At 29.4% G+C, this 13,824-nt stretch carries 9 protein-coding genes; 5 read left to right on the plus strand and 4 right to left on the minus strand.

From position 1 onward, the window contains the following. From KMP12_RS06510 to KMP12_RS06525, 4 genes are all read right to left on the minus strand, one after another. Positions 1–661: site-specific DNA-methyltransferase (locus KMP12_RS06510; RefSeq protein ID WP_252344736.1), on the minus strand; the 661-nt coding region annotated here is incomplete at its 3' end. A gap of 154 nt (positions 662–815) precedes the next feature. After that, positions 816–3,296, minus strand: coding sequence for a hypothetical protein (locus KMP12_RS06515; RefSeq protein WP_215756931.1), 2,481 nt, complete (start codon positions 3,294–3,296; stop codon positions 816–818). Positions 3,297–3,310: 14 nt separating this feature from the next. Continuing rightward, on the minus strand, positions 3,311–3,916 hold the full coding sequence (gene ytpR / locus KMP12_RS06520) for a YtpR family tRNA-binding protein (RefSeq protein WP_215756932.1): 606 nt from the start codon (positions 3,914–3,916) through the stop codon (positions 3,311–3,313). Positions 3,917–3,925: 9 nt separating this feature from the next. Continuing rightward, positions 3,926–4,726 (minus strand): DUF1444 family protein, encoded by an 801-nt coding sequence (locus tag KMP12_RS06525; protein ID WP_215756933.1) that lies wholly within the window; start codon positions 4,724–4,726, stop codon positions 3,926–3,928. 552 nt (positions 4,727–5,278) lie between these two features. Here KMP12_RS06525 and KMP12_RS06530 point away from each other — a divergent pair. The 5 genes from KMP12_RS06530 (at position 5,279) to KMP12_RS06550 (ending at position 13,395) form a co-directional block, all read left to right on the plus strand. Then, entirely contained in the window at positions 5,279–6,670 is a 1,392-nt protein-coding gene (locus KMP12_RS06530) for a heme-binding Shp domain-containing protein (protein ID WP_215756934.1), read from the plus strand. Then, positions 6,670–7,611: a heme ABC transporter substrate-binding protein IsdE gene (gene isdE / locus KMP12_RS06535; protein ID WP_215756935.1), complete on the plus strand. Its 942-nt coding sequence runs from the start codon at positions 6,670–6,672 to the stop codon at positions 7,609–7,611. The genes KMP12_RS06530 and isdE overlap by 1 nt, the downstream gene beginning before the upstream one ends. A 10-nt stretch (positions 7,612–7,621) precedes the next feature. Next, on the plus strand, positions 7,622–8,587 hold the full coding sequence (locus KMP12_RS06540; protein ID WP_215756936.1) for a FecCD family ABC transporter permease: 966 nt from the start codon (positions 7,622–7,624) through the stop codon (positions 8,585–8,587). Beyond that, the gene (locus tag KMP12_RS06545; protein ID WP_215756937.1) at positions 8,580–9,350 is read left to right on the plus strand and encodes an ABC transporter ATP-binding protein; all 771 of its coding nucleotides are present in this window, start codon (positions 8,580–8,582) and stop codon (positions 9,348–9,350) included. Before KMP12_RS06540 ends, KMP12_RS06545 begins: the two co-directional genes overlap by 8 nt. Before the next feature lie 124 nt (positions 9,351–9,474). Beyond that, entirely contained in the window at positions 9,475–13,395 is a 3,921-nt protein-coding gene (locus tag KMP12_RS06550) for an NEAT domain-containing protein (protein WP_215756938.1), read from the plus strand. Positions 13,396–13,824: the final 429 nt, after the last annotated feature.

Here is a 13,824-nt window from a genome sequence, read left to right on the forward strand (position 1 = left end):
TTATTCTTTCATTAGAGGTATAACATAGTACATATTCTGTCATTTTTCTAATTTTTTTATTAAGAAAAGAACCTTTTTTCTTTCTGACCCAAATAAAGTGTCCTACATAATTTTCTTCCCCAAACACTTCATCACAAAGTAATTTTAGTTGTGCTTGTTCATTATCATCAATAGAGATGAAAATAACACCCTCATCACTTAAAAGTTCTCTGGCAATTTCAAGTCTTTGTTCCATAAAGGATAGCCATTTGCTATGTGAATAACCGTCTGTTTTATCAACAAAGCTGTCGTTATAAATGAAGTCTTTATTCCCAGTGTTATAAGGCGGGTCGATATAGATAACATCAATTTTACCCTTGTGTGTTTTTTCAAGAAGTTTTAGGGAGTGGAGATTGTCCCCCTCTAATAAAAAATTGTAAACTTCATTTTCTTTTGCTGTGATTTTTCTATTCTCATCTTCACAGAATACGGGTATGTTATGTTCTAACATTTCATCTACTTTTTCTGTGTGTTTTTCCCAGACTAGACCGTATTTTTTCTCGTTAAGTGCTGTTTCAATTTGACCCAAAGCTCTTAGACTTTCATCATCTTGATGTTCCCCTTTTAGTTTATTTAAAAAGTCTAGCATTTTCTGTCTTTTTTGTTGTGATATGTTTGCCATGGTTTTTCCTTTCTGTCTTTTTTCTTATTGTATCATAAAATAGAATTTTATTGAATTTTCCCAAAATAAAAACACCAAATTTGGTGTTTTTTTTATTTTTTAGCCTTTTTTAGTATTTTTCTTTACTGCTTCCTATTTTTTGTTGATATACTTTTTATTCTTCTTTAGCTTTTGTTCTTCTAGTTCTTCTGGCTTTTGGTTTTACCTTTGTTGCCCTACTACTAACGTCAATATTCCAAACCGTTTCTTCTTGAGATGCTATTTCTTTAAAGTATTTTGAAGCCTCTCTTCTTTTTTTTCTTTCTAGATTGTAGCTTGTGTTCTGCGGAATGTTAGTTCCATGTACGGCTGATACAAATTGGGTTGGCTTATACTTGCTTGCCGTAGCATCAGCCTTTAATTTTGCAAAATCGGTTGTTTTTTTCGAACTTGCACTCGGCATTTTTATATGAGAATATTTTTCAAATATGGCATCTAGTTTACGGATATTCCCCTCTATCTGTTCCTTGCTAACAGGTCTATAACCCCTATCCCTAGTTCTATACTCACCAGCAATTATAGCATTTCTGCCATCAATATGTAGATCCATATCTTCTGTATATAGTTTTGTCCTATTTTTTCTTGATTTTTCTTTGTCGCCATTTATTTTTTGAATGTCAACTATTTGTTTTTTAGGTTCTCTTTTTACTTCTTTTTTAGCACCTCGACTAATAAGTATATTTTCTTTTGCCGGTGAAGTTTCTTTTATAAATTCATCTATATTTAAACTTATTTTTCTTCTGGCTCTTTCTGTGTCGACTTCTTTATTAAGTGTTTCAATATTTGTGTTTTCTGTTTCACTTTCAATTTTATTTTGAATAGTTAGTGCTTCTATTTCTTCTGGGTCTAAATTATAATCGCTGTAACCTGATAATTTATCATCTTCTTCTGCCTCTTGTTTCAAGTCGTCATAATCTTCAAATTTATATTCACTTTCTCTTGCTACTTGCTCGATAGAAATTTCTTCTTCAAATTCTGCAGCTAACTGTGCTTTAAATTCATTTTCTTCTTTTAGTATTTCCAGATTTTTTTCTAATTTTCTTATTTCTTCATTTTCTTCTTTGTCTTTTTTCTTTTCAACAAGTTTTGTTTCTAAAATCAATTCATCTAAGACCGTTTTATTGTCCTTGTCAGCAACTAAGTCTTCTGAGCTTTTCTCCTTGTGAACATCTTGCCTAAATTTTTCTACTTCTTCAGCAGCTTCTTCGTCTACTCTAGTGTCAACTATCTTTTTAGCCGCTCTTTCTATATCCGTTTCAAACAAGTCGTCCCTACCGTCAAGAATATCATCGATACTTGTGTATTTTAATTTATCACGGCGTTCTTTTTCCGAGTCGCATTCTTCAACAACTATTGTATAGTCCTTGTTGTCAGTTGAAGCTAGTTGTTCTTGTTTTTTAATTTCATTTATTGCACTATCAATATTATCACTTTCTACTTTTAGGTGATTTTGGGCTAATGATTTCTTGTCTTCTTTTCTATTAAGTTGGTTAAAGTCCTTATTTAGTCTTGCTATTTCTTCTAAATTTTTTGAGTTGTGTTCTGATTTTTCTTCTTCTTTTTCTATTTCAAAATCCTGCTTTTGTTCAAAGGTTTCTTTGGTAAATCTGTCTTTATTTTCCTCGAGTATTACATCTTTTTCTAAATTATCAATTTCATGCTCTTGTAGTATACGACGTACCTTTACAGAGGCTAGGGTTGGATGTTCTCTTATAACTTCTCTTTTTGAAAATAGGTCAACATCTTTAACATCATTTGAAGTTATACCCATAGATTTTAATTTTTCTTGGATGGCTTCATTTGAAATTTTTTCTTGTGAAAATTCTTTTTCTTCTACCCTATCCAACTCTTCAAACAAGTCAAAGTCCTCATCTTCATCAGCAAGTTCTTCAACATCTTTTTTAGAAATTGTCATTTTTGTCATGAGTTTAGAAAATTTACTTTCTTTTTTGCTACTTACTTCTTCTTTGTCTTCTTCTAAAAGTTCTGTGTCATCATCTTTTTTTAGACCGTACTGGGTGAAGGCGGATAATTTAGCCTTAAAATAGCCAATAATAGATTTCTTTTTAGGTTCTTCTAAAATTTCTTCATCTTCAAAATCATCAAATAGGTCATCTTCATAGCCTTCATAACTATCTTGTAAATCTAGTTTTGAGTAGTCTATATCTATTTTTTCTGATGTTTCTTCCTGCTCTTTTACCTCTTTAACTTCATCTAGTTCAGGAGAATTTTCTATTTCTTCCTTGGCTACTTGCTCTTTCTTTTGACGTTCAAAATAAGTTTTATAGTCTTCTGGCTTATCCTCTGCCCTATTTTTTACCTTGTCTTCTTCTGGTGTTAAGAATAGATTTACAAATTTTGCAAGAAGCCCCTCTGGCTCTTCTTTTTTTTCTATTTCTTTTTTATCTTCTTCTATATTTTCATTTTCTTCAGTTTTATTTTCTTCTGTTTTATTTTCTTCTGAAATATCTTCTACTTGACCGGAAATTTCAAAATCTTCATCAGATTCTTCAATATCTTCTGCTATTTCAATATTTTTATTTTCTTCATGTTCTTTTTCGTCATTTTCTAAAAAAAACTTTTTCCATTTTACCATACTTTCACCGCCACTTATAAATTCAATTCTTTAAATTTTCTTCCTACTTCTATATTGTCATCAAGAAGCAGTATTCCTTTGATACCCTCTTCATAAGGTAAGCCTAGTTCGCGTTTAGAACAAAGCATGCCATTTGATTCAACACCTCTAAGTTTTGATTTTTTTATTAATAAACCACTCGGCATCATGGCACCTATGGTCGCAACGACAACTTTTTGCCCGACAGCGACATTACTAGCGCCGCAAACTATTTGCAAGACTTGGTCTTCGGAAATTTTTACGCTACTTACAGACAATTTATCTGCGTCTGGGTGTTTTTCTTTTGTTAGCACCTGCCCCACAACAAAAAATTCATCATTGTTAGCCTCTAGGTCAATTTTTATTCCGTTTTTTTCTAAACGTTTCTGTAATTTTTCTTTTTGGTCTTCTGTCAAATCTATATTGCCGCTTCCTGTCAAATTTAAGTTTTCGACATTAAAAATATTCAAACCGACCAAACTATTATTTTCATCACGAATTAAGACCATATTTTTCTTGTTTTCGTAAAATACTTGCTCCGAATTTTTAATTGTTACTAATAGTGTTTGACCTAACATTTCCTTATTATAAAAAAATAACATTTTCTTCTCCTATTCTACAAATATAAATAAACTTTCTAAATTTTTTCCGTCATATTTAAAAGTAATTGTTGTGATTGGTACAGGCCCTTCTGTAAAAAAGTGTACCATCATTTTTTGCAAGATTTCTAAACCTTTTTTATTCTTAATATCGGCTATAATTAGGCTGTCTTGATGGGGCAATCCGATATAAAAATCGCCACCAATTTTTTGATAAAAATAATTTAAAACTTTCTTATCAAGTAGCCTTGAACCGTCATAGCCGTCCTTAGAATTTAAAAAATAAAAAATATTATCTGCCACAACATCCGTATTGTAATTAAGTGGTAATTTTACCAAATTAGCCATGGCACTTTCTTCAAGTTCATCTGATGATATGATAAATTTTTTTAACAAGTCTTTTGTTAAAATCTTATAACTATCCTCAAAATCTAAAGAATAAAAAATTTTGGTTTCGTTGGTATGCTCTTTTGTATAAAAATCTTGCTTACTATTTTTGCCAAAACTACTAGCCCTTAGTACAGGATAAACTCTGCTGAGAATTTCTTTTTTAGTTAGACCTTTTTCATCAAACTGACTTTGTAAAATTAAATTTTTCTTGATAGTTAATAAAAAATCATTAAGTTTTCTATCACTATTTTCTGTTTGCTCATTATCTAGTCTTAACAAAAAATTTTCTATATTTACTTTTGCCTTGTAGCCCTTAAAATCTAAAATATAGTAATTATTATCATTTTGCTTGCTGACAAAAATTTCTAATTCGGGCAAATCTTCTTTTAGTTTTTCTACTACAAAATCTACAGTATAGAACATATAATCTCCAAATCATACTTATTCAGTATTTATTATAACAAAAAAAATAAAAACTAGCTATTTCAAAAGTTAAATTTAACAGAAAATTAATATAATTACTCACTTTTACTTAATTAAATTTGAAAAAATATTTTTTCTCTGCTATAATTCAGCTGAAAATAAAATCGGAGAAAATATTATGCAAGAAAATTTTGAAATAAATCCCAAAGAAAAAATAAAAAAATTCAAAGAATTTGCAAAAACATTTAAGAAAAAAATTATTGTAGTTAGCTTATTATACATATTATTTTTAATTAGCCACTACTTTTTTATAAATTTTTCTCAAAAATTATTTCTTGTTATCCACATATTTTTCCTATTCTATCTAATATACTTTCTAACAATTTTTATTTTTATTCTATTTAATATTATATATCTCAAGAAAAAGAAAAAATAATTCTTTAGCAATAAGGAATTATTTTTTCTTTTTTAGAAAACTATTTCAATTTAATATGTTTTGTATTATAATAAAATTAATCAGTGAAAATTATTATCAATTAATAAGGAGGAAAAATGAAAAAAAATATTTATTTAAAATTAATAATGGTAGTCTTATTGCTAATAAATTTATTCAACTTTCAAGCAGAAAAAAAAGTTAGTGCAAGTTCAAAAATTTACCAAGTTCCTGTGCAACTTTGGCATGCTGAAAATTCAGGAAGATTATCCATGGGCAACAATGCTCTTGCAAGTATAGCCCAGGTAGAAGAAAATGCCAAGGGTGCAACCTACACTGTAGAATTTATACCAATGCACTTTATGAATTTGAAGGGTCATCTCTTAAGCATGTCAGTTTATTCAGGGCCTTTATTTGCTGGTGGCTTAAGTCAAGCTAGTGTTATAAGCAGCTATCAAGATACAGACTTGAGTGGCGGTGTCAGCACCTTCCCTGCCCTGCTACAATTTTACAGACCTGCACAAAAAGAAGATAAAATCGGAGTTTCGGTCAGTGTCGACGCTATGAATGAAATCATTGGAGGGGACGCATCACAAAAAGCAATTTTAAAATTTAACTGGAAGGCGGCAAGTTTAATATCAGGTTCTGAAGAAGAAGCTAGCTCTGAAGAAACAAAAGTCGCAGAAAAAAATAGTGAAGAAAATAAGATAGTAGAAAATACAGTAGAAGAAAAAAATCAAACTAGCCAAGAAGAAAAATCTGATGATGAAGAAAAAGATAGTGATGAAGAAAAACAAAAAGAAGAAACAAAAACAGAATTTACTAAAAAACAAGTTGCAGACTTTTTCAAAAATGATGTAAAAACAAAAGAAGTTGGACTTTATAAGATTGACATTACTGCTCAATACCTAAATCCCTTAACTGGAGTAACTGCTGATGGTGGAACTAAGAATATAGAAATTGGTCAGGGAATGAGCCAAGGAGTTATTTCTCCCATAAATAATAATTCAGGAAATTTAGAAGAAGCCATAAAAAATCAAAAATCGGGAGGCGAAAAACGTTGGTCAAAAGCCCAACTACAGCGTACAAAAGACGGAAAATTATACGCAACCGTAAGAATACATTTAATAAACTGGGTAACTCGCAATAAAGAACAAGGACCCTTTATTAAAGTATTACAGGAAAATGGCGAATACAAGTTAGTAGAAGTCAAAGAAACAAATTTACACATTGAACAATACAAGGATAGCTATGCCGACTACACATTTGAAGTGCCAAGAGAAAATTTTTCTGCAATGGTGCAAATGTTTGTTGAACCTATGAACAGACCTGTTCGCTTCTTTGTTGAAGTAAATCCGAATACTATTCAAAAAGGTGGCGTAGATGGAATGAAAGCTATCGAAGAAAAAAATAATAATATCTACTATATAGTCGTAGGTGTTTTTGCAATTATTATTTTACTACTTGCTTATGTTTTAAGAAGTAAAAAGAAAAATATAGGTAAAGAATAATGAAAAAAAATATTTTTATTTATCTACTAATAATTTTTAGCTTAATCCTGACATCATGTTCCAGTAAAACAAATAATCAAGCTATGCAAAAAGATGCGGCTGACAAAGCCTTTGAAGAAAGTATAGACCTAAAAGGAATTAATAGTGGTAAAAAATCAGAAGAAGAACAAGGCAAAAAAATTATAATGAATTCTGTTGCCCTGGCCAATATAGCGGCAAAACTAGATATAAAACTTGCTGGAGTACCAACAACAAGACTAGGAAAAATGCCAGAAAGATATAAGCATATATACCAAATAGGAATAGCAATGAATCCTAATATGGAAGTTGTCAAAACAATTAATCCTACCATCTTATATTCACCTGATAGCTTGAAAGATTGGCTAGACGAAGGACTTGAAAAGCATAAAATACCTCACAAGTATGTCAACTTACGAAGTGTTGACAGTCTTTACTCCGTAACAAAAGAATTAGCAACAGAATTTAAGAAACTAGAAAAATATAATATCTTAAAAGAAGAGAAAGAAAAATTTTTTATAGAATATAATAAAAAAATAAGTAATAAAACTAAACCGAAAGTTTTAGTATTGATGGGGCTACCTGCTTCTTATATTGCTGCGACAAAAAATTCTTATGTAGGAAATTTAATAGAACTAGCTGGGGCTGAAAATATTATCACAAGCGACAAAGAATTTGAACAAGTGAATTTAGAATATATTCTAGGAAAAAATCCAGATTACATATTAAGAACTGCCCACGCCATACCAGAAGTTGTAAACCAAATGTTTGAAGAAGAATTTAAAAATAATTCAGCTTGGCGACATTTTGACGCAGTTAAAAATAATAAGGTAATAGACTTAAATTCAAAAATTTTTGGTATGACGGCTTCTTTTGATTATACAGACGCTTTAGAAGATTTAGAAAAAATATTCTATAAATAGGAAAAACACAATGAACAAAAAAATAAGTCTTGCTTTTGTTAGCACAACAATATTATTGGTTATAACAATTTTTATAGCCATAAATACTGGTAATATAAAAGCTAGTCCTTTAGAAATTTTTAATTTAATATTTAATAAGACAAGTAACAGCACTCTAGCCATATTAGACTTACGATTTCCTAGAATAATAATTGCTATCTTAGTAGGTGCAGCCTTGGCAGTTAGTGGTTTACTCCTACAAACGACTTTAAAAAATCCCCTAATAGACCCGAGCTTAGTCGGCGTTTCTGGCGGTGCAAATCTTATTTTATATCTGGGGCTTTTAGTAAGTCCGAGTGCCATAATATATAAATCATTTTTTGCAATTGTCGGTGGAATTGTTGGTTATCTACTTATATTTGCTTTTGCTAGAAATATAAAAAATAATGTTAGTATTATACTTATAGGTATTGCTATCAGTTCATTTTTTACAGGACTTTTAACAAGTTTAAGTTTTTTAGAAAACACAAGCAAGTCTCTAGCAAGAGCAAGTTTAGGTATGAAAAGTTGGGAAGATGTAAACCTCCTACTAATATGGATACCAATAACAATAGTAATAGCCATATTATTAGCAAAAGTTTGTAATATTTTCTTTTTAGATGATAAGATTATTGCCTCTCTTGGCCTTAATATAAACCTACTAAGATTTACTATATCACTACTTGCTGTGATTTTAGCTTCTATTGCAACAAGTGTGGTCGGTGTTATAGCATTTTTATCTTTAATCGCTCCCCACATTGCCAAAATAATCGTCGGAAAAAATCACATATACTGCCTACCCTTTTCTGCCTTGGTGGGTGCTTTAATATTTTTAGGTTTTGATACTCTGGGTCGTAGCATATTTAATCCCATAGAAATCCCAGCTGATATATTAATGTTGGTAGTCGGTGGTCCATGCTTTTTAATTTTAATAAAAACAGGAGGGAAATATGAATAATATTATAGAAATTAAAAATCTTTCTTTCTCCTATAAAAAAAATAAAAGTATTTTAAAAAATATTTCAACAGAAATAGAAAAAAATAAAATAACAAGTATAATCGGAAGAAATGCTTGTGGCAAAAGCACCTTGCTAGAAATAATTGCAGCAAGTAAAAATAATTTTACCGGTCAAATATTAATTGATAAAAAAAATATTAAAGATTTTTCCAAAAAAGAACTGGCAAAAAAAATTTCTCTTGTCTTTCAAAAAAATATAGCCCCCAGTCAACTAAGTGTATATGAAACTGTAAGTTATGGTAGACTGACCCACAAAAAAAATATTTTTAGCCAAAACACAAAAATTGATTTAGAAAAAATTAATAGGGCTTTGATGGCTACTGACTTAATAGATTTAAAAGATGAATTAGTAGAAAATTTATCAGGCGGGCAAATACAGCGTGTCTTTATAGCCATGGCTCTTGCTCAGGATACAGAAATACTTTTACTAGATGAACCAACCAGTTACTTAGATATAAAATATCAAAAAGAAATAATGAAACTCATAAAAAAACTTAATAAAGAATATGAAAAAACGATAGTAATGGTTCTGCATGATATAAATCAAGCCTTGAAATATAGTGATAATATCATAGCCATAGCAGATGGAAAAGTTGTAAAAAATGATAAGGCTAGTAATTTTTACGATGAAAATTTCTTATCCGAATTATACGGACTAGAAATTAATATTTCAGAAAAAGAAAAAGCTGTAATTAGTTGGTAATTTAATAAAAAATAATTGAACAAGATTTGCATTTTTGATAAAATAAACATTGAGACTTATTCTCAATAGTACTTTCAGTTCAAATTTCTATTATAAAATAAAAAATAAATTTAAGGAGTTTATAATGAAAAAACATAAAATAATATCTTTAAGCCTCGCTAGTGCCTTGTTATTTTCTACTGGTCTTTATTCAGCACAGATAGCCAAATATAATACTGCCTACGCAACAGAAAGTTCAAGTCTTGTAAAAGATTATAAGACACTAAAAGACGGAGAGTATGATTTAACATTCTCAGTTAAAAATGCCAGTAATTCTAACCAGCTATCAATGGCTGATGAGGCTATGATAAAACCAGCAAAATTAACGGTTAGCAAGGGACAATACAAGGTTAAAATTAAATTTCAACCTATAGAAGTGAGTAATCTAAAAGGATACTTAGGCGATTTATTCTATTACGATACAGCAAATAAAAAAAGTCCTGCAAGTGCCCTAACATTTTATTCACCAGAAGAAAAAGATTCAGGTTTTGATGAATACAAAAAAAAGTATCAAAATAGAAGTGGCTATCCAAAAGAATTTGAATTTCCTATTGATAAAACCGCTATAAAATCCGATGGAAAATTAACCAGTAAAATAGGCGTTTATGTGCCTGTTATGGGCAAATATGGAGAGCAAGACGCCCTTATTGACTTTGATTTTTCTAATCTTGCTATAAATAAAGCTAATACAGCTAGCCGAAGTAGTGAAAATGAAAAGTTTGTATCATTAAAAATAAGTGATGAGTCCCCTCTTAAAACAGCTACTAGGAGAGCTATTGAAAAAATAGGAAAAATCAAAAAAAATAATGGAAAAAAAGAATTAGTCCTGACATACTATAGCCAGCAAAAATGGGGAGTAAACCATATTTACGATAACGGACTAATGAATGTTTGGTATAACTATGATGGCAGTCAAAATAGAACTAAATTGACATCTAAAATTATAGAAAGTGGCGACCATTATAAAGTATCAGAGCTTGCTATTCCTATTAATGAAGATAAGCCAATATACATTTTTGGAGAAACACAACTAAATGCCTATACAGGAACTACACAAGTTACATATGCCATAGTAAATATAAATGGCGACACTAGCTTAGCAAGCACAAAAAATAATAGTCCAAAACTTTTAAGAGCAAGTCAATTCGGAGCTTTTGAAAAAGATTTTTCAGAAAAAAAATTACCATTTGACTATAAAAAAGGTGATAGACTTTTTTCTCCCTATACAGCTGAGCAAGGAACAAAATTCAAATTAGCCGACGGTAGATTTTCTTTAGAATTAAATTTTGAAAGACCAGACATTCAAAATACAGATATAAGATATTTAAAATATACATTAGACGGTAGCGAACCAACAAATTCTTCTTCAAGTGCTGATTTGCGTTCACAAAGTTCCGATTTAACTCTTCCATCTAGTCTATATAGAATATTCATTGAGCCTCTTGCTGATATAAAAAATTTCAGTGAAAATGGCGGAGATGTAACATTAAAAGTAAAAGCCTTTAATGCTAAAGGTAATCCAGTATCAGATACACAAACTTATACCTTTCCTTTTTCTAAACATTACATAGATGAAATTCCTTTTAAATTAAATATAGCAGATAAGACTTTTGATGCTAAGTTATCATCTGACGTCAACTATGTTCTTACTAATGAAGTAAGTGTACAAAGTGAAAAAGCTGATTATTTAAAAGAGAAGCTAAAAGACAAGATCGCTCAACTTGCCTTAAATGATGTTACTTATACAAAAATTTCTTTACTAAAAGATGGGAAACCTTACACACCAGATTATCCAAGAGGTTGGTTAGAGGATAAAAATCCACTTCTTAAAGTAGATATTTCTAATTATAGTTCAGATGTTAATAAGCAAGTTTATCTATATAATTCTGAAGATGGCAGCTTAAATCTTGTTCCGACAGTCGTAACAAGTACTAAGTTTTCCTTTAGTGTAAACCAGCAAGAAGGCATATATATTATAGCTACTGCTAACAATAAGCAACTCCTAGATAAAGAAAAAGAAAAATTAACTAAACGCGTTGAAGAAGCTAAACAAATTTTAGAAAGTGCTAGTATTTCCAAAGAAAGAATAAGACTAAATCAAGAAATTGAAAAAGCAGAAAATCTACTTAATAGAAAATTTATAAAATTATACAATCTAATAAAAGCTGGTCAAAACATAGACAGAGCAATAAAAAATCTTGAAAATGCCAAATCTAATACCATCTTTTTAAAAAGAAAAATAGCTACAAATAATGAAATACTTGACCAGGATATCTTAAAAAAATTATTAACACAAGAAAAATATAATAAATTATTAGCCTTAAAATCAGAAATCAATAACAACTTAGATAATAATGAAAAATTACAGGAACTATTATATAATTTAGACGAGGAATTAAGCAATTTAGAATACAAATATAAAACACAAGATATTGACTACATGATAGAAAACTACTCACGCCCAGGAGTAGAATCTATGGCTAGCGGGGTCTTTGACAATAAAAATGCTCGTTTAATCTTTGCTCCAGATAAAACATATTTAGAAGTAAACTTAAAAACGATGACTATTTTTAATATACGTGCCCATCTTACTGATTTAGATATCTTTAAAGATAAACTAGATGAAGAAGAATTAAATGTGTATAGTCTAGGTAAATTTGAAGATACTGGGCTAAATGGTAAGCCTGCCCTATTTGACAGAAAACTAATTATTGAATTAGAAAAGGATGCAAAACAAGAATATGTAGTTCGTCTAGGTAATGACGGCATGGGAGGAGCCAAACCCCAAGCAAGACTTGTTATCAAAACTCAAATAGAAAAAAATACTACTTCAGATATTGATATTTACAACATATCAAGACTAATTAACAATACTTATGAGCCTGAAGCAAGTAGTAATAATATTTATACATCTGACTTTAAAAATCTTCCAGACGGAGAATATAATTTAGATTTTACTATCTTCAACTACTATTCTCCTGATAAAATATCTATGGCCAATGGAGCGGTTAATAAACCTGCTAAGTTGGTAGTGAAAAATGGAGAGTATCATGTTGAGCTAACATTTACTCCACTTAGATTTGCAGGACAGCAAGGCTACCTAGGAAATCTTTATTACTATGATAAAAATGGAAGTAAAAAGCAGGGAACAATATTAAGCTACTACTCAGAAAATGAAATAGATAACTTTATTGATATATATAAAAAGGCATTCCCAAGTAGAAATGCTTATCCAAAAGTAATTAGCTATCCTCTTGATAAAAATGATATTGAGGCTGATGGAAAATTAAAAACTAGAATAAATGTTTTTGTGCCAGTAATGGCATCTATAAATCAGGAAATAGGTTATCAGGATGCACTCCCTATATTCTACTTTAAAAAATATAATGTTGAACAAGAAAATCTTGAAAAAGAAGACGGCATAACAATAAAAGATGAAGTAAATAATGTAACTATTAGGGGGGACAAAATACCAAAAAATTCTAAACTACATGTTAAAAAATTAGATGAAAAAATAGAAAAAATTTCTGATATGGAATATGATTTATACGATATAGAAATTCAAAATAAAGACAACAATTCAAAAATAAATGTTTTAGGCGAGATTAATATAACAGCACCTAAAAAACAAGGTAAAACTATAGAAAAAGTTTACTATGTAGGAGATAATGGAGAATTAGAAGAAAAAGTTATTACAAGTCAAGATAAGGATACTATAACTTTCACTACCAACCACTTATCTAAGTACGCCTTAGTATATGCAAATAATAGTACTGTTAATAATGAGGGTAAATTAGATCCAACTGCTAATTCAAACTTATCTAATAATTTAAATATGGCTGATAATTCAAATTTATCTGATAATAATACTTCTAACAGGCAAGGAAGACAAATAAGTAAAATAAGTAAAAAACTAACTAAAACAGGTATAGAAAATTCAACTTATCCCCTATTAGTTTTATCTATGCTAGCAGGAGCTTATGCTTTAAGAAGAAAATTAAAATAAAATAAAAAACAGCTTTGGTTTTTACTAAAGCTGTTTTTTAACTGAATTTTCATAAGTTCTTTTAAAAAACTTTCTTATCTTTCTAATAAAATATAACTATTTTATATAATAAAAATAGAGTAATACATATTAGTCAAATATTAATGAAAAATAATATTATAAACATTAATTAACATGTCCAAGTTTAGATAACTTATATCTAGTCCTATTATTAGCTAATAATTATTAAAAAAATAAGAATTAAGCAAGAAAAATGCAAGAGGAGAATAAATAAAAATTCATATTTTCTATAAAAACTTATATTTAATTTAATAAAATTTTTGCCTAAATAGCAAATAAGAAGCCAATATATTGGCTTCTTATTTTTATTTGTGGTCATAATTATTTTATTATTTTATGACCCTATTAAATCCTAGCTCTCCTAGACTT

The organism is Gemella sp. zg-1178, from assembly GCF_018790995.1.
Classification (GTDB): Bacteria; Bacillota; Bacilli; order Staphylococcales; family Gemellaceae; genus Gemelliphila.